The organism is Bradyrhizobium sp. WYCCWR 13022, assembly GCF_030435535.1.
In the GTDB taxonomy this organism is placed as follows: Bacteria; Pseudomonadota; Alphaproteobacteria; order Rhizobiales; family Xanthobacteraceae; genus Bradyrhizobium.
In genome coordinates, this window is record NZ_JAUIZJ010000025.1 from 80,356 (window position 1) to 103,505 (window position 23,150).

General features: G+C 65.4%; 21 protein-coding genes and 1 pseudogene. 11 read left to right on the forward strand and 11 right to left on the reverse strand.

The features are described from left to right. The first annotated feature begins 4 nt into the window (after nt 1-4). Complete coding sequence (locus QY049_RS30260) at nt 5-640, forward strand: HAD-IA family hydrolase (protein ID WP_258764280.1); 636 nt, start codon at nt 5-7, stop codon at nt 638-640. Nucleotides 641-744: 104 nt separating this feature from the next. Here QY049_RS30260 and mtnA read toward each other — a convergent pair whose 3' ends face one another. From mtnA to QY049_RS30275, 3 genes are all read right to left on the reverse strand, one after another. Next, complete coding sequence (gene mtnA, locus QY049_RS30265; RefSeq protein ID WP_258764281.1) at nt 745-1,854, reverse strand: S-methyl-5-thioribose-1-phosphate isomerase; 1,110 nt, start codon at nt 1,852-1,854, stop codon at nt 745-747. Nucleotides 1,855-1,871: 17 nt separating this feature from the next. Beyond that, a complete protein-coding gene (locus QY049_RS30270; protein ID WP_258764282.1) occupies nt 1,872-2,747 on the reverse strand; it encodes an S-methyl-5'-thioadenosine phosphorylase in 876 nt (291 codons plus the stop codon). Nucleotides 2,748-2,852: 105 nt separating this feature from the next. Beyond that, nucleotides 2,853-3,125: a phosphopantetheine-binding protein gene (locus QY049_RS30275; RefSeq protein ID WP_258764283.1), complete on the reverse strand. Its 273-nt coding sequence runs from the start codon at nt 3,123-3,125 to the stop codon at nt 2,853-2,855. A 358-nt stretch (nt 3,126-3,483) separates the two neighbouring features. On the opposite strand from QY049_RS30275, the gene QY049_RS30280 reads away from it, so the two are divergent. The 4 genes from QY049_RS30280 (at nt 3,484) to QY049_RS30295 (ending at nt 9,678) form a co-directional block, all read left to right on the forward strand. Then, complete coding sequence (locus QY049_RS30280) at nt 3,484-4,701, forward strand: acyl-CoA dehydrogenase family protein (protein ID WP_194478521.1); 1,218 nt, start codon at nt 3,484-3,486, stop codon at nt 4,699-4,701. A 39-nt stretch (nt 4,702-4,740) separates the two neighbouring features. Then, nucleotides 4,741-5,721, forward strand: coding sequence for an amino acid--[acyl-carrier-protein] ligase (locus tag QY049_RS30285; protein WP_258764284.1), 981 nt, complete (start codon nt 4,741-4,743; stop codon nt 5,719-5,721). A 36-nt stretch (nt 5,722-5,757) separates the two neighbouring features. Then, on the forward strand, nt 5,758-6,633 hold the full coding sequence (locus QY049_RS30290; protein ID WP_258764285.1) for an acyl-CoA acyltransferase: 876 nt from the start codon (nt 5,758-5,760) through the stop codon (nt 6,631-6,633). Between the two features lie 177 nt (nt 6,634-6,810). Further along, a complete protein-coding gene (locus tag QY049_RS30295) occupies nt 6,811-9,678 on the forward strand; it encodes a PAS-domain containing protein (protein ID WP_258764286.1) in 2,868 nt (955 codons plus the stop codon). Nucleotides 9,679-9,808: 130 nt separating this feature from the next. On the opposite strand, the gene QY049_RS30300 is transcribed toward QY049_RS30295, so the two are convergent. Further along, nucleotides 9,809-11,503: a bifunctional diguanylate cyclase/phosphodiesterase gene (locus tag QY049_RS30300; protein WP_258764287.1), complete on the reverse strand. Its 1,695-nt coding sequence runs from the start codon at nt 11,501-11,503 to the stop codon at nt 9,809-9,811. Between the two features lie 219 nt (nt 11,504-11,722). Between QY049_RS30300 and QY049_RS30305 the strand changes: the two genes are divergently transcribed. Continuing rightward, complete coding sequence (locus QY049_RS30305; protein WP_258767089.1) at nt 11,723-11,983, forward strand: hypothetical protein; 261 nt, start codon at nt 11,723-11,725, stop codon at nt 11,981-11,983. Nucleotides 11,984-11,989: 6 nt separating this feature from the next. On the opposite strand, the gene QY049_RS30310 is transcribed toward QY049_RS30305, so the two are convergent. From QY049_RS30310 to mtgA, 3 genes are all read right to left on the reverse strand, one after another. After that, nucleotides 11,990-12,619 (reverse strand): hypothetical protein, encoded by a 630-nt coding sequence (locus QY049_RS30310; RefSeq protein ID WP_258764288.1) that lies wholly within the window; start codon nt 12,617-12,619, stop codon nt 11,990-11,992. A gap of 153 nt (nt 12,620-12,772) precedes the next feature. Then, complete coding sequence (gene rpmF / locus QY049_RS30315) at nt 12,773-12,955, reverse strand: 50S ribosomal protein L32 (protein WP_007598106.1); 183 nt, start codon at nt 12,953-12,955, stop codon at nt 12,773-12,775. A 169-nt stretch (nt 12,956-13,124) separates the two neighbouring features. Next, nucleotides 13,125-13,799 (reverse strand): monofunctional biosynthetic peptidoglycan transglycosylase, encoded by a 675-nt coding sequence (gene mtgA / locus QY049_RS30320; protein ID WP_194478527.1) that lies wholly within the window; start codon nt 13,797-13,799, stop codon nt 13,125-13,127. 160 nt (nt 13,800-13,959) lie between these two features. On the opposite strand from mtgA, the gene QY049_RS30325 reads away from it, so the two are divergent. Together QY049_RS30325 and QY049_RS30330 are read left to right on the forward strand one after the other, a co-directional pair. Further along, entirely contained in the window at nt 13,960-14,883 is a 924-nt protein-coding gene (locus QY049_RS30325) for a polyprenyl synthetase family protein (protein ID WP_194478528.1), read from the forward strand. Nucleotides 14,884-14,945: 62 nt separating this feature from the next. Continuing rightward, nucleotides 14,946-15,632, forward strand: a complete 687-nt coding sequence (locus QY049_RS30330) for a DUF1345 domain-containing protein (RefSeq protein ID WP_194478529.1) — start codon at nt 14,946-14,948, stop codon at nt 15,630-15,632. A gap of 24 nt (nt 15,633-15,656) precedes the next feature. Here QY049_RS30330 and QY049_RS30335 read toward each other — a convergent pair whose 3' ends face one another. Beyond that, nucleotides 15,657-17,489, reverse strand: coding sequence for a caspase family protein (locus tag QY049_RS30335; RefSeq protein ID WP_258764289.1), 1,833 nt, complete (start codon nt 17,487-17,489; stop codon nt 15,657-15,659). Between the two features lie 181 nt (nt 17,490-17,670). Continuing rightward, nucleotides 17,671-18,099 carry a GFA family protein gene (locus tag QY049_RS30340; RefSeq protein ID WP_258764290.1) on the reverse strand — a complete coding sequence of 143 codons (429 nt, stop codon included), beginning with the start codon at nt 18,097-18,099 and terminating at the stop codon, nt 17,671-17,673. A gap of 95 nt (nt 18,100-18,194) precedes the next feature. On the opposite strand from QY049_RS30340, the gene QY049_RS30345 reads away from it, so the two are divergent. The 3 genes from QY049_RS30345 to QY049_RS30355 all read left to right on the forward strand — a co-directional run bounded on the left by QY049_RS30345 (nt 18,195) and on the right by QY049_RS30355 (nt 21,295). After that, entirely contained in the window at nt 18,195-18,569 is a 375-nt protein-coding gene (locus tag QY049_RS30345) for a nuclear transport factor 2 family protein (RefSeq protein ID WP_258764291.1), read from the forward strand. A 215-nt stretch (nt 18,570-18,784) separates the two neighbouring features. Further along, nucleotides 18,785-19,639: a class A beta-lactamase gene (gene bla / locus QY049_RS30350; protein WP_258764292.1), complete on the forward strand. Its 855-nt coding sequence runs from the start codon at nt 18,785-18,787 to the stop codon at nt 19,637-19,639. 45 nt (nt 19,640-19,684) lie between these two features. Then, nucleotides 19,685-21,295 (forward strand): Na+/H+ antiporter, encoded by a 1,611-nt coding sequence (locus tag QY049_RS30355; RefSeq protein ID WP_258764293.1) that lies wholly within the window; start codon nt 19,685-19,687, stop codon nt 21,293-21,295. A gap of 12 nt (nt 21,296-21,307) precedes the next feature. Here the strand turns inward: QY049_RS30355 and QY049_RS30360 are convergent, their stop codons facing one another. Together QY049_RS30360 and QY049_RS30365 are read right to left on the reverse strand one after the other, a co-directional pair. After that, nucleotides 21,308-22,114, reverse strand: coding sequence for an N-acetylmuramoyl-L-alanine amidase (locus QY049_RS30360; RefSeq protein ID WP_258764294.1), 807 nt, complete (start codon nt 22,112-22,114; stop codon nt 21,308-21,310). Nucleotides 22,115-22,116: 2 nt separating this feature from the next. Then, a pseudogene (locus QY049_RS30365) lies at nt 22,117-23,012 on the reverse strand (TauD/TfdA dioxygenase family protein). Between the last annotated feature and the right edge of the window lie 138 nt (nt 23,013-23,150).

Sequence of the window (23,150 nt, forward strand, 5' to 3'; positions counted from 1 at the left end):
GATCTTGGCGATCGAGGCTGTAATCTTTGATTTTGGCGGCGTGTTGACGAGCTCGCCGTTCGAGGCGTTCACGCGATTCGAGACGGAGCGCGGCCTGCCCGCCGACATCATCCGGCGCACCAACGCCGCCAATCACCTGGAAAATGCCTGGGCCAGGTTCGAGCGCGCCGAGGTCGATATCGAAACTTTCGACGAGCTGTTCGCCGGGGAATCGCGCGCCCTCGGCGCTGAAGTGCGCGGCCGCGATGTGCTGCCGCTGCTGCAGGGCGATCTTCGTCCAGAGATGGTCGAAGCCTTGAAGCGCATCAAGGCACAATTCAAGACCGGCTGCATCACCAACAATCTGCCGGCCAATGCGATCGGCAGCATGACCGGGCGCTCGCTCTACGTCGCCGAGGTGATGGTGCTGTTCGACCACGTCATCGAGTCCGCCAAGATCGGCCTGCGCAAGCCTGACCGGCGCATCTACCAGCTGATGGTCGAGACGTTGAAGGTCGATCCAGGCAAGTGCGTCTATCTCGATGACCTCGGCGTCAATCTAAAGCCCGCGCGCGAGATGGGCATGACCACGATCAAGGTCACCAGCGGTGCGCAGGCGATCGTGGAGCTCGAAGCTGCCACAGGGTTGACGCTGGCGTAGTCTATCATTTTCGTCATTGCGAGCGCAGCGAAGCAATCAAGAGTCGTTCCGCCGCGGTGCTAAACTCGCAATGACGGGTGTGGCGAGACTCGCCTGAATAGAGCCTACTCCGCCGCAGTGGCGATCCGTTCCGGAAATGCCGCCGCCAGCGAGGCGCGGTCGGGCTTGAGCACGCCACGCTCGGTGATGAGGCCTGTGACGAGGCGCGCCGGGGTCACGTCGAACGCGTAGTTCGCAACCGGCGAGCCCTCTGGCACGATGCGCACCGTCTCCAATCGGCCGTCGGCGGTACGGCCGGTCATGTCGGTGACCTCAATGCCGCTGCGCTGCTCGATCGGGATGTCGCGGATGCCGTCATCGACGGCAAAATCGATCGTCGGCGACGGAAGCGCGACGTAGAACGGCACGTTGTTGTCGTGCGCGGCGAGCGCCTTCAGATAGGTGCCGATCTTGTTGCAGACGTCGCCATTGGCGGCGACGCGGTCGGTTCCGACGATGGCGAGATCGACCATGCCGTGCTGCATCAGATGCCCGCCGGTATTGTCGGGGATCACGGTGTGCGGCACGCCGTGATGCCCGAGTTCCCAGGCGGTGAGCGAGGCACCCTGGTTGCGCGGGCGCGTCTCGTCGACCCAGACATGGATCTTGATGCCGCGCTCGTGGGCGAGATAGATCGGCGCGGTCGCGGTGCCCCAATCGACGGTGGCGAGCCAGCCGGCGTTGCAATGGGTCAGCACGTTGATCGTCTCGCCCGGCTTCTTCCTGGCCACGATCGCTTCGATCAAGGCTAGACCATTGGCGGCAATCCCGCGATTGATCTCGACATCCTGTTCGACGATCTCATCGGCGCGGGCGTAAGCGGCTTCCGCTCGTTCGACCGGATCGATCGGCGCGAGCGTCGCGCGCATCTCGTCGAGCGCCCATTTCAGATTGATCGCGGTCGGTCGCGCCACGACGAGCGTATCGTAGGCGCGCTTCAGACCGGCGTCTGAGGCGTCCTCGCGCATCGCGAGCGCCATGCCATAAGCCGCCGTCGCGCCGATCAGCGGCGCGCCGCGCACCAGCATGTCGCGGATCGCCATCGCCGCGTCCTCGCACGAGGTCAGCTTCGCAATGACAAACTCGTGCGGTAACCGGCGCTGATCGATCGCGCCGACCGACCAGCCGTCACGCTCGCGCCAGATGCTGCGGAAATGATTGCCATCGACCTTCATGGATCATGCCTTTCGTCTCAACCGCACAGGATGCGCCCGGCCACTGCGTCGAGCTTCTTCAAAAGCTCGGGATCGCGCGCTTCGGGCGCGGTGATCAGCGCGGTGTCGAGCGCGCGATCCGAGCCGATCGGGCACGGCTCGTGCTCACGCGGGAAATCCTTGGCCAGCCGCGCCACCAGCGCCTTGGCCTTGTCGGCGTTCGACGTCAGTACGCGGATGATGTCCTGCACGGTGACTGCGTCGTGATCGGGATGCCAGCAGTCGAAATCCGTCACCATCGCGACGGTCGCGTAGCAAATCTCCGCCTCTCGGGCGAGCTTTGCCTCGGGCATGTTGGTCATACCGATGACTGAATAGCCCAGCGTTTTGTAAGTCATGCTCTCCGCGTAGGTGGAGAATTGCGGCCCCTCCATGCAGACATAGGTGCCGCCCCGTGCGATCGCGATGCCCTCGGCTTCGGCCGCCGCAGCCAGATGGATACGCAGCCGCGGCGAGACCGGGTGCGCCATCGAGACGTGCGCAACGCAGCCCTTGCCGAAGAACGAGCTCTCGCGCCTGTGGGTGCGGTCGACGAACTGGTCGACGAGGACGAAGGTACCGGGCGGCATCTCCTCCCTGAAAGAACCGCAGGCCGAAAGCGAAATCAGATCCGTGACGCCGGCACGCTTCAGCGCGTCGATATTTGCGCGGTAGTTGATATCGGAGGGCGACAGACGGTGGCCCTTGTCATGCCGCGGCAGGAACACGATAGGCAGACCAGCAATTGTCCCGCGCCGCACCGGTGCTGACGGCTCACCCCAGGGGCTCTTGATCACTTCTTCGCGCGCGCCCTCGAGACCCGGCAGATCGTAGATGCCGGAGCCGCCGATGATGCCCAGTACCGCCTGTGTCATGCCTGCTCACCCCTGTCCGCCACCTGCGACATGGTTAAGCTATGCCAGTTTTGCGGCGGTTTTGAAACGGGGTGGCGAGGGTCCTGCCGGGAAGCGGCGGCCGGATTAGGCCGCAGTCGCCGGCTGCAGCTGGGTCGCGACCATCCGTTCCAGCGTCTCGACGGACTGGAAATTCTCCGGCGTGATCTCGGTTTGCGGAATGGTGAAGTCGAATTCGGCTTCGACGCCCAGCATCAGATTGACCATGTCCATCGAGGTCAGGCCGGCATCGACGAGCTTCGTGGACAGCGTGATATCGGCGGCGAGCGAGTTCTGCGCGAGGATGCCCTTCACCAGCTTGATGATGCGGTTACGCACGTCGGTGCCGAAGGCCTGCATGGTTAAATTCCCATATGTCCAAAATAGATCGAACCTGTCGCCCGGTACGATGGGCGCGACGGACTGATCTCACAATGGGTGTCACCATTACTTCGCGTTTCTTAGTAAACGATGACTCAGATTGTCTGGAATTTGAGCTTCTTCCAGAACCCTAACGCCATCACGGAAATTCGGGCCATGCAAACAACCGGGTCTTAACTGTTCGTTCGGAATTGCAGTTCGTTTACCCTCAATTTCATCGACGAATTTGAATTAAATCCGTAGCCTCCTCTCACAAGCAAAGATGGTCGGAGGATCGCCGATGCGACATCGCGAATGATGCCGGCGATCCCGAACGACGAAGCGGAGGCGGACGAGTATGAACGTGCGTGAAGCAGTCCAGACTTTCGACGAAACTCAGCCGAGCCTTCTCGAGCACGGCCCCTCCTTGATCGAGCGCGCGGCGCGCACCGCCAGCGTGGCTGCGGCCGACGCCGACGCCGTCGATCGCGACGCCCGCTTTCCGCACAAGGCATTCGACACCGCACGCGAGCAAAAGCTACTCGGCGTCATGATCCCGGTCGAGTTCGGCGGCTTCGGTGCCTCGATCTACGACGTCACCGACATCTGCTACACGCTCGGGCGCGCCTGCGCCTCGACCGCGATGATCTATGCGATGCACCAGACCAAGGTCGCCTGCGTCGTCAGACACGGTCACGGCATCCCCTGGATGGAAACCATGATGCGCCGGGTCGCTCGCGACCAGTGGCTGCTCGCTTCCTCCACCACCGAAGGCCAGAATGGCGGCAACATCCGAGCCAGCGCGGCCGCGGTCGACCACGCCGGCGACACCGTTTCTCTGGTCCGCGACGCCACCGTGATCTCCTACGGGGCCCAGGCCGACGGCCTCGTCACCATCGCCCGCCGCGCCACCGAGGCTGCGGCTTCGGATCAGGTGCTGCTGGCTCTCGCGAAGGACGATTACTCGCTGAAGCAGACGCAGGGCTGGGAAACGCTCGGCATGCGCGGCACCTGCTCGACTGGTTTCGAGCTCAAGGTCGACTGCCCCGCCGACCGGGTGTTCCCGGAGGCCTATGACAAGATCCACGCGCAGACCATGACGCCGTTTGCGCATCTGTGCTGGTCGTCGGCCTGGGCCGGCATTGCCGCGGCCTCGGTCACGCGCGCGCAAGCTTTCGTCCGCAAGGCCGCCCGCGGCTCCGGCGGCCAGATGCCGCCAGCGGCCGCGCATTTCACGGCCGCGAAGATGTCTCTGGCAAAGCTGCGCGCGCTGATATCGGCCAATCTCGACGCGTTCGCCCATGCCGAGCATGACGAGCGCGCGCTCGGCTCGCTCGACTTCCAGTCGTCGATCACCCTTCTCAAGGTGCAGGCCTCCGAGCTTGCGGTCGAGACCGTGATGCATGCGATGCGCACCGCGGGCCTCGCCGGTTATCGCAACGACGGCGAGTTCACCATGGGCCGCCATCTGCGTGACGTGCTGTCGTCGCCTATCATGATCAACAACGACCGCATCCTGGCCAACGCCGCCACCTCGACGCTGATGAGCGGCATCCCGACGAGCCTTCGTGACTAAACCAACAAGAACAAATTTGAGATAGCAGGACACCATCCCATGAACATTGCCGTCCTCCCCGATTCGCCTGACACCGCGCCCCAGATCGTCGACCCGCTCGATCATCTCACCGACAAGCTGTTCCATCGCATGGGCTCGGACGGCGTCTACGCCCGTACCGCGCTCTACGAGGGCATCGTCGAGAGGCTCGCCGCGCTGATCACCAATCATCGCGAAGCCGGCACCGAGGCGCTGCGCTTTCCACCCGTGATGAGCCGTGCCCAACTGGAAAAATCCGGCTACCTCAAGAGCTTTCCCAACCTGCTCGGCTGCGTCTGCGGCCTGCACGGCACCGAACGCGAGATCAATGCCGCGGTGAGCCGCTTCGATGCCGGCGGCGACTGGACAACCTCGCTCTCGCCCGCCGACCTCGTGCTGTCGCCCGCGGCCTGCTATCCCGTCTATCCGATCGCGGCGAGCCGCGGCCAGTTGCCGAAGGGCGGCCTGCGCTTCGACGTCGCCGCCGACTGCTTCCGCCGCGAGCCGTCGAAGCATCTCGACCGGCTGCAATCGTTCCGGATGCGCGAATATGTCTGCATCGGCACGCCGGATGACGTCGCGGATTTCCGCGAGCGCTGGATGGTGCGCGCGCAGAAGATCGCGACCGATCTCGGCCTGACCTTCCGCGTCGACTATGCCAGCGACCCGTTCTTCGGCCGCGTCGGCCAGATGAAGGCGGTGAGCCAGAAGCAGCAGCAGCTCAAGTTCGAGCTCCTGATCCCGCTGCGCTCGGAAGAGCAGCCGACCGCCTGCATGAGCTTCAACTATCACCGCGAGCATTTCGGCACGACCTGGGGCATCCAGGACGCCAATGGCGAGCCCGCCCACACCGGTTGCGTCGCCTTCGGCATGGATCGTCTGGCCGTCGCGATGTTCCACACTCACGGCACCGATCTCTCCGCCTGGCCCGCCAAGGTGCGCGAGATCATGGGCATGCAGCCGCAACTCGCGGCCGACGCCCACGGCGAAGGCTGGCGCTAAGTCGAGAGGCCGACCATTTCTACGGGCAGGACGAGCGTGATCCACACCAAGGTCCGATGTCGCGAGATCACCGAGTCCGATGTCGACGGCATCGCTGACTTGCTGACGCGCGGCTTCGCCGGCCGCTCGCGCAACTACTGGATCCAGGGCCTGCGCCGGCAAGCCTTCCGGCCGGTGCCGGACGGCTATCCGCGCTTCGGCTACATGCTCGACAATGACGGCGAACCGGTCGGCGTGCTGCTGCTGATCTACACGACGCGCAAGGATGGCGAGGAGATCGCCATCCAGTGCAATCTGTCGAGCTGGTATGTCGAGCCGGCCTACCGCAACTACGCGCCGCTGCTGACCAAGATCGCGCAGCGGCACAAGCACGTCACCTATCTCAACATCAGCCCGGCACCCTGGACCTGGCCGATCATCGAGACGCAGGGCTTTCGCGCCTATTGCCGCGGCATCTTCTTGTCCGTGCCCGCGCTGTCGCGCGCACCGCGCTGGAGCAAGATCGAAGTCATCTCTCCACATACCAAACAGATCGAAGGCCTCACCGACGCCGAGACCGAGCTGCTGACACGGCATGCGCGCTACAGCTGCCTCAGCCTCGTCTGCCGCACGCCGAAGGGCGTCTTCCCCTTCATCCTGCAACCGGTGCGAATCCGCCGCGGGTTCATCGCACCGCCGGTGATGCAGCTGATCTACTGCCGCAGCGCCGCCGAATACGCCGCCTGCGCCGGCCGGATCGGCCGGCTGCTGCTACGGCTCGGCAAGATCGCGGTGATCATCGATTCCAACGAGCCCGTCCCCGGCCTTGTCGGTATTTATACCGAGCGCCGCGGCCGCAAATATTTCAAGGGCCCGCATCGCCCGCGACTGGCCGATCTCACGGATACGGAACTCGTGCTCTACGGACCGTAGGCGCCGCGCGCGCCTACAACACCGCGATTTGTCGCGCGGGGCGAGACCTGCACTCTCTGCATCGGTAGTCACCCTCCGTAAACTACGGCGCTTAAGGGAATTTTCCCGCCTCTTCGCTACGCTCGGTGGCTGAATTACGTTGCGTTAAGCCTATTGCCACCGAGATCCGCTGATCCCATGACGTCGACCCGCGACAACGAGCTCGGTGCTTACAGCGAGCAAGGCCAAGAGGCCCTGCTGTCGCTGAGCCAGCTTGCGCTCGACGGCATGGAACAGGGCGTCTGTGTCTACGACCCCGGCAACCGGATCGTGCTGGTCAACCGCCGATATGTCGAGTTGTTCGGCATGTCGGCCGACATCGTGCGGCTCGGAACGAGTTACCGCGACGTCCTTGCCCACAGCATGGCGCGCGGAAATATTCCGGCCGATGAACTCGACACCCTCTACGCCTCGCGGATCGCATTGATTTCGGCCGGCAAGCCGTTCCAGACCCGGCAGACGCTGTCAAGCGGCCTTGTCATCACGCTCGAGCTGAAGCCGCTTCCCGCCGGCGGCTGGATGACGATCTGCGACGACGTCAGCCGCCTCGCCCGCCTCGAGACCGAGCTGCAGCTCCAGACCGAGCGCAGCCAGCATGCGCTCGCGCACATGTCGCACGGCCTCATCATGTACGACGCCGACGCGCGCGTCGTCGTCTGCAACGAGCGCTTCCTGCAATTCTACGACCTCGACCCCGACGTCGTGAAGCCAGGTGTCGCGCACAGCACGGCCATCGACCACTGGCTGTCGCGCGGAAACAGAGCGGACATGAGCGGAGAAGAGTTCCGCGACGCCCGGATCAACGACGTCAGGACCAGAAGCCCGAAGACCCTTCTCGTGACGCGCCATGACGGCCGCAAGGTGCAGGCCGTATCCCGCTTCATGCCCGACGGCGGCTGGGTCACCGTGCACGAGGACGTCACCGAACGATTGCAGCACGAGGAGACTCTGAAGCAGCAGAACCTCATTCTGGATGCCGCGCTCGAAAACATGGCGCATGGGCTCGCCTTCTACGACGGCGACATGCGCCTGCGCGTCTGCAATTCGACCTACCGGGAGATCTACCGGCTATCGCCGGAAGAGAGCAAGCCCGGCACCCATCTCTCCGAACTGATCGAGCGGTCGATTGCGAACGGCGCGTTCTCGTCCGAATACAGCCCGCAGCAGATCCTTGAAGCTGCCCGCGCCCGGATCGAGAGCAACGATTCCTCGCCGATGCGGCGGCGCATGACCAATGACACGATCGTGTCGGTGCGCTATTGCGCACTGCCCGAGGGCGGCTTCGTCGCGACCTACGAGGACATCACCGAACGCGAGCACGCGGTCGAGGAACTGAGCGAGCAGTATCGTCGCTTCGACGCCGCCCTGAACAACATGAGCCAGGGCCTGTGCATGCTCGATGCGAGCCTGCGCGTGATCGTCTGCAACCGCCGCTACATCGAGATGTACGGCCTCTCGCCCGAGATCGTGAAGCCCGGCGTCTCGATGCGCGAGATCATGGAGCATAGCTGCGATCTCGGCATCCATCCGAACACGACGGCCGCCAAGCTGTACGCCGACTATGTCGAGCGGCTGCGCGAGGGCGAGCACACGCTGCACCGCCATTTGAGCGACGGCCGCATCATCAAGCTCAACCACAAGCGGATGGAGCATGGCGGCTGGGTCGTCACCTACGAAGACGTCACCGAGCGCCACAAGGCCCAGGCGCGCGTCGCGCACATGGCGCGGCACGACTCCCTGACGGATCTGCCCAACCGCACGCTGTTCCGCGAGAAGATGGGCGAGGGATTGAACCAGGTCGCGATCGCCGGCGGCGCCATGGCCGTGCTGTGCTTCGACCTCGACAATTTCAAGACCGTCAACGACCGGCTGGGCCACGCCGCCGGCGACCGGCTGCTGCGCTGGGTCGCGGCGCGGCTGAAGGAGAATGCCGGCGAGCACGACACCGTCGCCCGCCTCGGCGGCGACGAGTTCGCCGTGCTCCAGCGCGGCCCGCAGCCGCAATCGGCGGAGCGGCTGGCACGGCGACTGGTCGAGATCATCGGCCACCCGCCGCCGCTGGAGAGCCAGTCCATTCATGTCGGCGTCTCCGTCGGCATCGCGATCGCGCCGGATCACGGGCTCGATGCCGACGAGCTGATGAAGTGCGCCGACCTTGCGCTGTATCAGGCCAAGGCCAAGGGGCGCGGCGCCTTCCAGCTGTTCGAACCCGGGATGGAAGAACAGGCGCGCAGCCGGCACGCGCTCGAGCACGATCTGCGCGGCGCGCTGGAGGCCAGCCAATTCCATCTGGTGTTCCAGCCGCAGGTGCGGCTCGACACCACCGAGCTGACAGGCTTCGAGGCATTGCTGCGCTGGAAACATCCCTCGCGCGGTTTCGTCTCGCCGGCCGAGTTCATTCCGATCGCCGAAGAGAACGGGCTGATCGTTCCGATCGGCGAATGGGTGCTGCGCACGGCCTGCGCCACGGCCGCCGCGTGGCCCGAGGTCACGGTCGCGGTGAACCTGTCGCCCGTGCAGTTCCGCTCGCGCGGACTGGTGGCGATGGTCACGAGTGCGCTTGCCGAAGCCGGCCTGCCGCCGCAGCGGCTCGAACTCGAGGTCACCGAGACGGCGCTGCTCGACGACAGCGAAGCCACCATCGGGATCCTGCACCAGCTCCGCGCCCTCGGCGTGCGCGTCAGCCTGGATGATTTCGGCGTCGGCTATTCCTCGCTGAGCTACTTGCGCAAGTTTCCGTTCGATCGGATCAAGATCGACCGCTCCTTCGTCGGCACGCTCGGCGAAAGCCCGGAGAGCGTCGCCATCGTTCGCACCATCGCGAGCCTCGGCTCCGTGCTCGGCGTCGAGACCACGGCGGAAGGTGTCGAGACGGTGGAGCAGCTCGACTTCGTCCGCGAATGCGGCTGCACCGCGGTGCAGGGATATTATTTCGGCAAGCCCTGTCCGGCGTCCGAGGTCGGGCTGACCATCAAGACGCTGAACGCGATCCGCCGCGTGGCGTGAGTTTCTTCCATCGGCGTGAGCTTCCGCGAAAACAACCCCATGCACAGTAGAAGGGGGATTGATTTCAAAGGAGAAATTCAAGGACCAGGTGAAGCTCGGCTGCCCCACCCAGGGGGATGACCACGAAGCCCTACCCGGCCGCAGGCAGAGCGCTGTCCGGCAACGGACGCCACGGCCGGTCGGCTGAGGCGAGGCCGATCAGGCGGCCCTGGATGTAATCGCAGCCCCAGTCGCGCAGCATGTCGGCGGCCTCCTCGTCCTGCACCCATTCGGCAACGGTCTTGATGTCGAGGCGACGGGCGAGGTCGATCAGGGTCTGCACGAAGGCGCGGTCGTCGGCGGAACGGTTGATGTTCTGCACGAAGGCGCCGTCGATCTTGACGATGTCCACGCCGAGCTTGCGCAAATTGCGGAACGAGGTGTAGCCGGCGCCGAAATCGTCGATGGCGATGCGGCTGCCGAAATTCTTGAGCCGGCTGACGAAGGCGCGAACGTCGTCGATGTCCTGGATCGCGACCGTCTCGGTGATCTCCACGATCAGCCGCTCGGCGACGCCGGGATGGGCCCGCATCAACGATTCGATTCCGGCCCACCAGTCCGGGTCCATCGTCGTATCAGGCGAGATGTTGAGGCTGAGGCGGATGTCCGGCGCGGCCGCGAGTTCGGCAACCACCAGTTCGAGCACGCGATGATCGACCAGGCGGATGAGGCCGAGCCGCTCGGCAACCGGCACGATGTCGGGCGCAAGCAGCACCTGGCCGTCGCCCTGGTCCATCCGCACCAGGCATTCGTGGAACGCGCCCTCGCGGGTCGCAGCCGAGACCACCGGCTCGTAGGCGAGCTTGATGCGACGCTCGTTCAGCGCCGTGACGATCTCGTCGGTGACGCGGATGTTGACGCGGCGCTGCGCGTCGCGCGCGGCATCCGGACGCCACGCCGCGAACGAGCCGGCGCGGCGGCGCTTGGCGGCATCCAGCGTCTCGTGGGCGCGGTTGATCGCCTCGTCGGTATTGCGGGCATAGCGCGGCAGGCTGACCGCGCCGATCGAGACGGTGACCGAGACCGGGCCGGATCTGGTCGGCACCACCTCGTCGCGGATGCCGGCGAGGAAGCGCTCGGCGGCGACGTTCATGTCGTCGACGGTGCAGTTCTTCAGGATCAGGCCGAACTTGTTGCCGGAGAAGCGACCAAGCACGTCGCCGCCGCGCAGGCGCGCGCGAATCCGCTTGGCGACGTCGAGGATCACGGCGTCGGCCACGTCGAAGCCGAAGGCATCGTTGACACGGGCGAGATGATCGATGCCGACCAGCATGAAGGCCGCGGTCGAGCGGAAGCGGCTCGTCTCCTCGATCGCTTCGGCCAGCGCCGCAATCAGATGGGAGCGGTTGAGCTCGCCGGTCAAGGGATCGAGCCGGGCGAGCCTGCCCAGTTCCTCGTCGCGGGCGTGCCGTTCGTTGTTGATGCGGATGGAGCCGATCGCGCGCGTCGGGCGGCCGTCGGGGCCGGCGAACCAGCGGCCGGTCTCCTCGATCCAGACCACGGGATCGGAGGCGCTCATGCGCACGCCATATTCGACCCGGTAGGGCGTGCCGTCGGCGCCGTGCACGGCTGATGTCTGCGCGAGCGCGGCGCTCCGGAGCGTTTGCGCGGGCTCGATCAGCTTGGCGAACTCGGCGCCGGTCGCGAGCCGCTCGGCAGGGATCCCGGGGAAGATGGCACCGGCCTGCTCGCCCCACACGATGGCGTCGCTGGCAAGATCCCAGACGAACAGGGCCTCGCCGAGGGCGGCGAGGATTTCGGAGGCTTGCGGCAATGCAGGGGTCAAAAGCGCCTCGTTTCGGGACAGCGGGGAGTCCTGAGCCGGCACAGGATACGGCCAGATTCGCCTTCGACCCTAGGCAAAGTTCATAAACAATTTGGAAACCACGTTCCGGAACCCCGTGGAACGGAATAGGCTCGGCCGGCATAGGCCTTGCGAGACCATCACATGCACCGGCGCCAGCGTCCCAAAACGCGCCAGTTCAACCGGATCAGCGGTGTTGCGATGGTGAATGCGGACCAGATCGAAGAAACGACGCGGGAAGCGAGCACCGCGCTGGTCCCGTTGACCCCGGTTTTGCAGTTCCTTCGCAAGGTGCCCTTGACGCGTCCCGACCCCAGCTTCGTCACCCAGCTGATCGCCAATGCCGAACACATGCCCCAGGCAAGCCGGCTGCGCCGCGGCTCGTCCGAGGACGCACGCATGGCCTATGGCAACAAGCGCCCGCTACCCAGCGTCAGCTCTCGCACGCGTCAGGTGGCTTGAGAAATCTCAGCGCGGCTCTTCGGGGGAGGACGGCGTGCCGTTGCCCGGCTGCAAATGCGGCGAGGGAATTTCCGGCGACGGTGCGATCACCGGCTTCGGCGCGGGATGATCCATCAAAACGGATTCGGCAACCGATTGCGCCGAGGGCGCGGGCGGCGCGGGCGGCGGTTCGGGCACCTTCGGCTCGAACGTCGATGCCGGTGGCGGCGCCTCGGCCTGCCGCTTCGCCTTGCGTGGCACCGGCACGGTCTCTGCGGTGACATAAGTGATGCGGCGACGCGCGCGCTGCGCAATGCCGCCGAGGAAATCGGCCATCGCCAGCAGTACCAGCAGGAAGTAGGTGGAGTTGCCGAATTTGGGCCACATCACGAATTCGGCGGCGGCCGCGCCGAAGATGATCAGCGACAGCAGATGGTCCATCAGGAATTTTGCGCCGGGCCGCGCGCCCTTCACCACTTCGAGCAGCAGCAGCAGCACGCCGAGCGCCAGCAGCAGATCGGCGAGCGTGACCGGCCAGGTCTCGCCCGTGATCATCGGCACCTTGAACAGCACGTCCGAGAAGGACACGCTGGGCATCAGGAAGGCGATGATGTTGTAGACCGCGAGCGGAATCAGGAGCAGCGGGAAACCAACCATCGGCGAAATGCCTTCTCGATCAAGATATCCGGACAGAACAATGCAGCGGCGAAGCATTCGCTCCGCCGCCGTCACTGTCATATCTCATGGATTGGCCGAAATCAGGCAGGTCACGCCATCCTGATTGAGGATAACTCTGCCCGAGAAGAGTCTTTAGGACTCTTTCTTCTTCAGGACCTGACGGCCCTTGTACATGCCGGTCTTGAGGTCGAGATGGTGCGGACGACGGAGCTCGCCGGAGTCCTTGTCTTCCACATAGGTCGGCTTCTTGATGGCGTCTGCCGAGCGGCGCATGCCACGGCGCGACGGCGAGGTTTTTCTTCTCGGAACGGCCATTTCAGTATCCTCTAGGGATTGGTGTTCATCCGGGCATCGTCCGCGGAGGACGGCTCAGCACCCGCAATACGGGGCGAGCTGAATGCCGATCAAGGCCGGGCTTATAGAGGAAGGCTGGCCGTAAAGCTAGGCTCTTGGACCGGAAAATAAGCCCGAAAATCGCTCGAAATCAGCGATTTTCCCGCCAGCAGGTCAAAAGCGAGGACGCCTGCCCCCTCGCCACGTAGGTCCCGGCCAGCCGCCGGACGCCCGGCCCCGGGGTCCTGGCGCTGCGTTTGACCGGATTCGGCAGGATCGAGGCCAGAAGCGCCGCCTCCCGGGGGGAGAGATCGGCCGCTGACTTGCCGAAGGCATAGGCGCTGCCCGTCTCCGCCCCAAACTGCCCCTGCGGGCCGAGTTCGGCGATGTTGAGGTAGATCTCCAGGATCCGGCGCTTCGGCAGGACGAGGTCGACCCATAGCGCCAGCGGAAATTCCATCGCCTTGCGGATGAAATCGCGCCCCTGCCAGAGGAACAGGTTTTTTGCCACCTGCTGGGTGATGGTGGAGGCCCCCCGGAACGGCGTGCCGTCCTCCGTTGCGTCGTCGATGGCCTCGCGCAGTGCGCCCCAGTCGATGCCGTGATGCTTGCAGAAATGGGCGTCCTCGGCCGCCACCACCGAACGCGGCAGATGCGGCGACATCTCGGCCAGATCGATCCATTCCCGATGCATCGGCGCGCCCGTCAGCGAGCGCCAGGCCATCAGCGTCGAAACCGGATGGCCGGTGCGATAGAACGGCGCGATCACATAGGGCGTGAGAGCAACGACCACGAGCGCGACCAGCAGGATTTTGACGATGCGCAAATCAACCTTTCCGGCGCGAAATGAACGCAGCCGCGGATCCCGCCATTAAGTCTGTGATAATTCGGGCCTTTTCCAGCACTTTTTAGGCCTTCCAAACGATTGACTGGGGCGGGCGCATAAAGGATTGTCCGGCCGAATTTTGGTTCTGGAGCCTTTCTTGATGACCGGCACGTCACCGTCCGATTTCGCCAAGCGTCTGGACAAGACCGCTGATGACACCGAAACCCTGCTCGGGCGCCTGCTGTCGGACGACATCCTGCACGATGAGATCGCCCGCCCCAAGCGACTGATGGACGCAATGCGCTATTCGAGCCTGAATGGCGGCAAGCGCCTGCGGCCGTTCCTGGTGGTCGAGAGCGCCGCCGTGTTCGGCGTTCCCCGCGAAGCCGCGCTGCTGGTCGGCGCCGCGCTCGAATGCATTCACTGCTATTCGCTGATCCATGACGACCTGCCGGCGATGGACAATTCGGACCTGCGCCGCGGCCGTCCCACCCTGCACAAGCAGACCGACGACGCCACGGCGATCCTCGCCGGCGACGGCCTGTTGACGCTCGCCTTCGACATCGTCACCCGCGACGAGATTCATCGCGACGCCAATGTGCGGCTGCTGCTGACGCGGGCGCTGGCGCGCTGCGCCGGCATCGGCGGCATGGTCGGCGGCCAGATCCTCGACCTCGCCGGCGAAGGCCGCTTCGGCGGCAACGAGCCGATCGACGTCGCCCGCATTCAGCAGATGAAGACGGGGGCGCTGCTGCGTTACGGCTGCATCGCCGGCGCGATCCTCGGCCAGGCCTCGCAGAAAGAATACCAAGCGCTCGACGATTACGGCCGCGCGCTCGGCGAAGCCTTCCAGATCGCCGACGATCTGCTCGACGTCGAAGGCGATGCGGCCGCGCTCGGCAAGCCGGCCGGCGCCGATGCCGCGCTCGGCAAAACCACCTTCGTCACCCAGCTCGGCATCGACGGCGCCAAGCAGCGCGTCCGCGACCTGCTGGCGCGCGCCGACAGCGCGGTGTCGATCTTCGGCGATCGCGCCGCCGTGCTGCAAGCCGCAGCCCGTTTCGTCGCCGAGCGCAAGAGCTGACGTATTCACGATCTTCACCTCTCCCCGCTTGCGGGGAGAGGGAGCAGAGAGCCATCGCCACCATGGCCACTGACAAGGAAGACCCCGTCCTCGCCCGCTTCCGCCAGATGTCGCGACCGATGCGGCTGATCTACGCGCGGCCGCGGACCTTCATCTCGCTCGCCGTCGGCGTCCTCGTCTGCCTGCTCGTCCCCGGCTCGTACCGGCTGGTGACGCGGCTGTTGTTCGGCTGGGATGCGCTGATCGCGGTCTATCTCGTGCTGGTCTATACGATGATGCTGTGCAACGACCATCAGCACATCCGCCGTGCGGCTGCGATGCAGGACGACGGCCGCTTCGTGATCCTGCTGGTGACGGCGGTCGGCGCGTTCGCCAGCATCGCGGCGATCGTCTCCGAGCTCGGCACGCCGCACCGTGGCGCCGCGGAGCTCACCATCGCCATCACCACCATCGCGCTGTCCTGGGCCGCCGTGCACACGACCTTCGCGCTGCACTACGCTCATGACTATTACCGTCATCCGCCCGGCGGATTGCAGTTCCCGAGCGGCGACAAGGAAGACCACGCCGATTATTGGGACTTCGTCTATTTCTCGTTCGTGATCGGCATGACCGCGCAGGTCTCCGACGTCGGTATCACCGACAAGACCATCCGCCGCACCGCCACGGCGCACGGCATCGTCTCGTTCATCTACAATACGGCGCTGCTGGCGCTGACGGTGAACATCGCGGCGAGCGCGATCTCGGCGTAGCCGTCACAGCTCTCTTGCGACAGCTCAGTTGCAGACCTCGACATTGGCATCGACGTGAGGGCCGCCGCCGCCGTGATACTCGAGATGGCAACCGCGCTTGACGGGACGGCAGAGCAGATCGTTACAAAAGATCTGACCGCTTCCGCCCGTAGCGCGACCGGCGCCGGCGGCAACAGCAGCGCCGCCCGCAGCTCCCGCCGCCGCACCGCCGGACTGACGACGCTGCCGTGCGGGACGGTCATCGCCGTCGTCGCGCCTGGCGGTTGCAGGCTTGGCGCCTGCAGGCCTGGCCGGCTTGCCGACACGCTGCTTCTCGCACTCATTGTCGTCGTTCAGCACGAAACCGTCGCCGCAGACGATCTTGGTACAGGTGTCGCCGTCGGCCTTGAAGCCGTGATCGCAGACCAGCGGGCAGACCCGCGACTGCCTGGCCTTGACCGTGTCGAGCGCGTCCGTGCTCGCCACCTTCACGTCGAGCTTGGTGCCGGCATAGCGGTTGAACTGCGACAGCGACCGCTGCGAGGACGTGTTCCAGTTGCCGTCAGCCTGGCCTGAGAAGCAGCCGACGCGGCCGAGCTCGGTCTGCACCGAGCGGCTGAGATCGGCCGGCGTGGTGGCTGGCGTCAGCGCGGCGACATTGGTTCCGGCGGGACTCGCCGTGCCGGCCGGCGCGGCGGTCGGCGCGGCGGCAGCGAGATTGACGCGCTGCTGCTCGGCAGCGGCGGCCTGCTGCTGCGCCTGCTCCTTGGCCTTCTGCGCGGCCAACTGGGCCTGCTCCGCCGCCTTCGCGTCGGCCGCAGCCTTGGCCTGCGCGTCCTTCTGCGCACCAAGCGCAGCGAGACGGTCGCGCTCGGCTTCCGCCTGCTTTGCCTTCTCGATCGCTGCGGCATGAACCTGCTCGGCCTGGATCTTGTCGAGCTGGAGCTTGGCAAGGCTCGCGTAGAAACCGTCCGGGTGCTGGGCCAGGAAGGCCTCCCACGCCGGCTTGTTGCCGACCTGGAGCGCGAGCTCGTAGTCGCGGCGCATGTCGGCTTGCGGATTGACCGCAGGCGCGGATGCCGCCGCGGCCGCAGGCGCGGCCTTGACCGGCACCAGCGGCACGTCTTCACCGCCGAGCGAACCGTAGACGAACGGCTCCTGCTTGTTGCCGGTCGACTTCAGCACGTCGTCGCGCACGAAGCCGAAAGCGCGGCGGACGTCGAGGCCAGGCGTCGTCAGATGCTTCGACAGCGCGATCGTGAAGGGACTGTTGGCGCCGTCGCCATCCTGCGCGGTGAACCCGGCCTTGGCCGAATAGGCAATCAGCGTGTTGGTGCTGGTCGGCTCGACCTGGGCCAGACCACGACCGATGCCGCGCGAAGCGAGCGTGCGCTTCATGGTCCGGCCAAACGGATTGTCGCGGCAGGCGTCGAGGATCACCAGGCGAAGCTGCTTCGCCGGCTCGACGGCGACCAGAACGCGATCGAGCGAAAGCGCCTCGTCATAGACGTCGGTGTCGCGCTCGAGCTTGGCGTCGACCGGGATCAGATAGTTGGAGCCTTCGACCTCGATGCCGTGGCCGGCATAGTAGACCACGGCGATGTCGGCATCGCGGGTCGCATCGGCGAAGTCGCGCAGCACGCGCCGCGTTTCGAGCGCGGTCAGATCGTGGCGGGAATCGACGACGTCGAAGCCGGCATCCTTCAGCGTCTTCGCCATCACCGCACCGTCGTTGACGGGATTCGGAAGCGAGGGCGCGTGCTGATAGGCCGAGTTGGCCAAAACCAGCGCAACCCGTTTTCCGGCGAAGGCGGGCTCGGCACCCGACATCAGCGCGACAGCGAGCAGAAGCAGGCAAAGTCTGAAAATATTTCGCATGACACGACGTCCAAATATTCGGGGTAGTTCACACCCTCGGGGCTAGCCTTAGCAAGATCCATTGCCCGCGCTTGTGACGGAGGTCACGCACACCGCACCGGCGACATGCCGAGGAACCCTTTTTGTTAGTCGCGCCAGAGCCTTGGCGGTTCGCCACCAAATGCCCGCGGGCCGGTTTCCGCTACGCATCTCCGATGTGGCCCCGATACTGCGGCAGATTGTCCGTGATCTCGTGCCACGGCGCCTTGGAGCCGACGAAGATATGGGCGGTCGGGCGGATGGTGGGGGCATCGACCAGGGTTCCCATGGCGACATGGGCCCATTGGCCTTCGCGGACGCGGGAATAAAGCAGCGAGCCGCAGCGGCCGCAGTGCGCGTCATGGGTGGTGTCGTCGCCGTAGATGATCCTGATGTCCTCGCCCCCGACGAGGCGGAGCCGGCTGTATTCGATGCCGGCAAACGGCTTGAAGGCGGAACCCGTGGTCCGGCGGCAGTTCGAGCAGTGACAGTTCAGCGCGTAGGAGAACGCGTCCGCCACCTCGTAGCGGACCGCGCGGCAGGTGCATTCGCCGGCAAGGATACGAGCATTCTGATGTCGTGAACCCGTCATGATGGTGCCCTCGCGCAAATCGCGGAAGACAGAGATAGCGCAATCTGACGCGTCCGACTAAATTCTCGCCAAGCCATCATTCAAAGGGATGACCCATGAGCCCAAATCGGTCGAGCGTCGAAGCCGTCGTGCAATCCTATTTTGACGCGCTTTACGAGGGCGACGCCGACAAGCTCGGCGACGTCTTCCATCCGTCCGCCGATCTGCGCTGGGTGGAAAAGGGCGAGCTGAAGATCCTGACCGTGCCTGACTGGCTCGCCTGGGTCCGCAAGCGCCCCTCCGCCAAGGCCGAAGGCAAGCCGCGCGAGGATTTCATCGTCACGATCGACCGTTCGGACGACAAGACCGCCTTCATCAAGGTCAAATGCCAGCTGCCACCGCGGTTTTTCACGGACTATCTGGTGGCGATGAAGCTCGCCGACGGCTGGCAGATCGTGTCGAAATCGTATCGGTACGATCTGAAGGAGTGAGGGCTTTCGCCGGCCATCCACCTGCCGCACTCATCCCTCATTCTCCGTCATTGCAAGCCCAACTCTCGCCACACGTCATTGCGAGGAGCTCCTGCGACGAACCCAGAGTCCCTCCGCGGAGAGACCCTGGATTGCTTCGCTTCGCGCGCAATGACGACGCGGATAGCCCGTCGATTGCATCTCTTTCCACTTCTCCGTCTCCTAGAAGGCCCCCCATGCTCGATCGCCGTTCCGTGCTCGCCTCGCTCTGCTGGATGGCCGCTTCTCCCGCGCTCGCCGCGGAGGCGCCGCCCGAGCTTGAATCCTATGAGCGCGAGAGCGGCGGACGGATCGGGGTCTATGCGGAGAATCTCGCCACCGGCGCAAAACTCGCATGGCGCGCGGACGAGCGCTTCGTGATGTGCTCGACGTTCAAGGCTTCGCTCGCGGCCTGCGTGCTGGCGCGGGTCGACCGCGGCGAGGAGAAGCTGGCCGCGATGATCTCTTTCGGCAAGGCCGACCTGCTCGAGTACGCGCCGGTTGCGAAGCAGAACCTGACGGCCGGTGCGATGTCGGTCGCCGACATGTGCAAGGCGATCGTCGAGCTCAGCGACAACACCTGCGCCAACCTGCTGCTGGCGCGGATCGGCGGGCCCGCCGCGCTCACGTCGTTCTGGCGATCGACCGGCGACACCACCTCGCGGCTCGACCACAACGAGCCCGAGCTCAACCGCTCGCCGCCCGGCGATCCCCATGACACGACCACGCCGGCAGCAATGGCCGGCAATCTGAAGCGGCTGGTGACGGGCGAAGCGCTGTCACCGGCTTCCCGGATCCAACTCACCGAATGGATGGTCGGCTGCAAGACCGGCGCGAACCGGCTGCGCGGCGGCCTGCCGGCAGCCTGGAAGATCGGCGACAAGACCGGCAGCAACGGCAAGGACGCATCAGGCGATATCGCCGTCGCCTGGCCCAAGCCCGATGCGCCGATCCTGATCGCGGCCTATACCCAGGGCGGCGCGCCGAATCCGGCTCAGCTCGAGGCGGTGTTCGCGCGGATCGGGCGCATGGTGGCGGAAAAGCTGGTGTAGGCCGCCTTGCATTGACCTCCCGGCCGCTTCCGGCCAAGACAGGTCATGATCGCAGCGAAATTCCAGACCTTTCTCATCCTGCTCGCCGTGCTGGCAGGCACCGCGCTGGTTGCACGCCGCTTCAACCTAGCGCCCGCGATCCTGCTGATGCTCTCCGGCGTCGGCCTCGCTTTCGTGCCCGGGATGCCGCCGGTGGAACTGCCGCCGGAGCTGATGCTGCTGATGGTGCTCCCGCCGCTGATCTACTCGGCGAGCGTGGCGATGAGCTGGCGCGAGTTCAGGAACAATCTGCGTCCGATCGTGCTGCTCGCGGTCGGCGCGGTGATCTTTACCGCCGCGATGGTGGCGACGGCGACGCATTACGTGATCGGCCTGCCCTGGAGCATCGGCTTCCTGCTGGGCGCGATCGTCGCGCCGCCCGACGTGGTGGCGCCGCTCGCGATCGCGCGACGGCTCAACATGCCGCGCCGGCTGCTGGTCATCCTCGAAGGCGAAGGGCTCGCCAACGATGCCACCGCGCTGATCCTGTACCGCTTCGCGCTCGCCGCGATCGTGGTCGGGCATTTCTCGCTGCCGCTGGCAACAGGCGAATTTGCCCTGATCGTCGCCGGCGAGATCGCCTTCGGCATCGGCGTCGGCTGGCTCTCGCTGCGTTTCCGCAGATGGTCGTGCGAGCCACGGGTCGAACTGACGCTGTCGCTGATCACGCCTTACGTGTCCTACTGGCTGCCCGAACACGTCGGCGGCTCCGGCGTGATCGCCACCGTCGCCTGCGGCCTCTATGTCAGCTGGAACGGGCCGCTGCTGATCTCGGCGTCGACGCGGCTGCAGGGCATCTTCTTCTGGGACCTGATCATCTACCTCATCGAGGGCCTGCTGTTCCTGCTCACCGGCTTCCAGATGCGCGCGCTCTACGAAAAATCAAAAGCGTTTCCGCTCGACGACATCATGCTCGCGACCGCATTGGTCATGGTCATCGTCGTTCTGGCGCGCTTCGCCTTGCTCTATCCCGCGACTTACCTGCCGCGGATGCTCTCGAAGTCCCTGCGCGCGCGCGATCCCTCGCCGCCCTGGCAATGGCCGTTCGCGCTCGCCTTCACCGGCGTGCGCGGCGCGGTGTCGCTCGCCGCCGCGCTGGCGCTGCCGTTCACACTGCCCGACGGCAATGCCTTTCCCTATCGCGACCTGATCCTGTTCGTCGCCTTCGGCGTCATCTTCATCACGCTGATCGGCGTCGGCCTGACGCTGCCGCCGGTGGTGCGCGCGCTCGGCATCGCGGAAGCCGGCCGCAACGAGCATGTCGCCGAGCACGAGGCCGAGATCGCGGCACGGCGCCAGGCGCTCGACGCCGCGCTGAAATCGCTGGATGCGCTGACCGAGCAGAAAGAGGTGTCGGACGAGGTGATGCGGCTGCTGCGCGCCCGTCATGAGATCCGCGTCAACCAGCTGCCTGACTCGCTCGATCCCGCCCACCACGACGTCTCCGCGGCCGGCACCGCGCTGACCCGCGAACTGATCGAGGCCGAGCGCAAGTTCATCCACGACCTCCTGCGCGACGGCCAGATCACCGACGAGACGCGGCGGAGGATCGAACGCGATCTGGATCTGGAAGAGGCGAGCCTGGCGAACCGGGAGTATCAGGGCACGCCGCTGTAGCCCGACGGCAGCCTACCGCTTCCCGCAATAGGTCCGCATCGCCGTCACCACGGCCGTCGCGATCAGCTCCCGCCGTTCCGGCGAGTTCATCGCCATTTCCTCGTCGCGGTTGATGATGGAACCGGCTTCGAGCAGGACTGCCGCGCTTCGGGTCTGCGAGAGCACGACGAGGGCGTCGTAGCGGTAGACGCCGACATCCTTGTCGAGCAGGGGATGCCGATAGCGGCCCATCAGCGGCAACGTGTATTGGCTCGCATAGTGCAGCCCGCCGGCTTTCAGCTCCTTGCCCAGCAGCCGGGCAAAAGAGAGGCTGTCGGTGAAGTGCGGATTGCGCTCCGATACGAACAGCGAATGGCCGCTGAAGCGGTCGCTGAACCAGCTCCTCGAGCCGTCGAACTCCCATTCCTCGAGCAACTTGTCCGGGACGGAATCATGGTGGATCGACAGGACAAGGTCGGCGTGGTCGGCGTTGGCCGTGGCAACACGCTTGAGCAGGCTCGCCTTCGCCTTGCCATCGGTCACCAGCACGCGGGTCGCGGCGAAGCCCGCCGACTTCAGACGCGTTCCGATCAGCCGCGTCAAATACAGATTGAATCCGAATTCCACGTCGTTGCGCGCGCTGGTCGCCCCTTGCGCTTCGGAGGTGTGGCCGACATCGAGGATGATCCTGAATTTGCGGGGGTCGCAGGTCTCCGGTGCGGATGGCTTGACCTTGACCCGCGCGGCCTTGCGTGCCGCGGCCGCTTCGCTGTCGTCCACCGACGAAACCAAGAGCGGGATCAGCGAAACAACGATGGCGGCGGTGATGCGCCACGACATTCTCACACCGGCCGTTCCCCCTTCACCGTCACGCGCGTGCCCGAGCGTGTATGCGGCCAGTAGTCCCACATCGCGCGATGCTGGGTGCAGCGGTTGTCCCAGAAGGCGATGGCGTTCTCGGTCCAGCGGAAGCGGCACTGGAACAGCGGGTTCTCGGCGTGCTGGTAGAGATAGGCCAGCACCGCGTCGCTCTCGTCGCGCGGATGCCGTTGATGTGTCTGACGAAACCGCGGTTGACGTAGAGCGCCTTCTTGCCCGTAACCGGATGCGTGCGCACGACGGGGTGCTCCGCATTCGGGTAGGACGGCCGATCGGCGACGCCGTAATTCGCATAGAGCCCGCGATAGATCGGCTCGCCGTCGTGCAGCGCGGTGAGTCCGTCGAGATAGGCCTTCATGCGATCCGACAGCGCCTCATAGGCCGCATACATGTTGGCGAACAGCGTGTCGCCGCCGCGCGGCGGGCACTGCTTGATGTAGAGGATCGAGCCCATCGGCGGCTCGAAATCGCAGGACACGTCGGAATGCCAGCCCTCGCCGTTCGCGCGCGGCGAGTTCTTGTCGGCATGGATCTTCATCAGCGCCGGGTCTTCGTCCTCGTGCGGTGCGGCGGGATGAAAATGCAGCTCGCCGAACTTGCGGCCGAAGGCCAGATGCTGCTTCGGCGTGATGGTCTGGTCGCGGAAGAAGATCACGAGGTTTTCGGCCAGCGCGCGGTGGATCTCGTCCATCTGCTGGTTCGAGCGCGCATCGCCCTCGACGAGCTTGCCGATCTCGACGCCGGAAATTTCCGCGCCGATGATCGGCGTGAGCTTCTCGACCGCGATGGTCTCGTAAGGCGCGCCGTCGTCGGCCGTGTGGCGATAACGCGGGCCTTGCTTGCCGGATAGCGAGCTCATGGGTGCTGTCTCCCGATCGTTCTTGATTGGGAGCCATCGTAGCCCGGATGACGCGAAGCGCAATCCGGGAACGGTCGCGCAAAAGAAGAGGGCGGGCCGCTGTTAGCGAACCCGCCCTACGATTCCAACATCTGGAAG

Excerpts from the sequence above, each read along its gene's own strand:
- mtnA (WP_258764281.1), bottom strand. The coding sequence starts at position 1,854 with ATGAAGGTCGATGGCAATCATTTCCGCAGCATCTGGCGCGAGCGTGAC.
- QY049_RS30270 (WP_258764282.1), bottom strand. The coding sequence starts at position 2,747 with ATGACACAGGCGGTACTGGGCATCATCGGCGGCTCCGGCATCTACGAT.
- QY049_RS30275 (WP_258764283.1), bottom strand. The coding sequence starts at position 3,125 with ATGCAGGCCTTCGGCACCGACGTGCGTAACCGCATCATCAAGCTGGTG.
- QY049_RS30280 (WP_194478521.1), top strand. The coding sequence starts at position 3,484 with ATGAACGTGCGTGAAGCAGTCCAGACTTTCGACGAAACTCAGCCGAGC.
- QY049_RS30285 (WP_258764284.1), top strand. The coding sequence starts at position 4,741 with ATGAACATTGCCGTCCTCCCCGATTCGCCTGACACCGCGCCCCAGATC.
- QY049_RS30295 (WP_258764286.1), top strand. The coding sequence starts at position 6,811 with ATGACGTCGACCCGCGACAACGAGCTCGGTGCTTACAGCGAGCAAGGC.
- QY049_RS30305 (WP_258767089.1), top strand. The coding sequence starts at position 11,723 with ATGGTGAATGCGGACCAGATCGAAGAAACGACGCGGGAAGCGAGCACC.
- QY049_RS30310 (WP_258764288.1), bottom strand. The coding sequence starts at position 12,619 with ATGGTTGGTTTCCCGCTGCTCCTGATTCCGCTCGCGGTCTACAACATC.
- rpmF (WP_007598106.1), bottom strand. The coding sequence starts at position 12,955 with ATGGCCGTTCCGAGAAGAAAAACCTCGCCGTCGCGCCGTGGCATGCGC.
- QY049_RS30325 (WP_194478528.1), top strand. The coding sequence starts at position 13,960 with ATGACCGGCACGTCACCGTCCGATTTCGCCAAGCGTCTGGACAAGACC.
- QY049_RS30330 (WP_194478529.1), top strand. The coding sequence starts at position 14,946 with ATGGCCACTGACAAGGAAGACCCCGTCCTCGCCCGCTTCCGCCAGATG.
- QY049_RS30335 (WP_258764289.1), bottom strand. The coding sequence starts at position 17,489 with ATGCGAAATATTTTCAGACTTTGCCTGCTTCTGCTCGCTGTCGCGCTG.
- QY049_RS30340 (WP_258764290.1), bottom strand. The coding sequence starts at position 18,099 with ATGACGGGTTCACGACATCAGAATGCTCGTATCCTTGCCGGCGAATGC.
- QY049_RS30345 (WP_258764291.1), top strand. The coding sequence starts at position 18,195 with ATGAGCCCAAATCGGTCGAGCGTCGAAGCCGTCGTGCAATCCTATTTT.
- bla (WP_258764292.1), top strand. The coding sequence starts at position 18,785 with ATGCTCGATCGCCGTTCCGTGCTCGCCTCGCTCTGCTGGATGGCCGCT.
- QY049_RS30355 (WP_258764293.1), top strand. The coding sequence starts at position 19,685 with ATGATCGCAGCGAAATTCCAGACCTTTCTCATCCTGCTCGCCGTGCTG.
- QY049_RS30360 (WP_258764294.1), bottom strand. The coding sequence starts at position 22,114 with ATGTCGTGGCGCATCACCGCCGCCATCGTTGTTTCGCTGATCCCGCTC.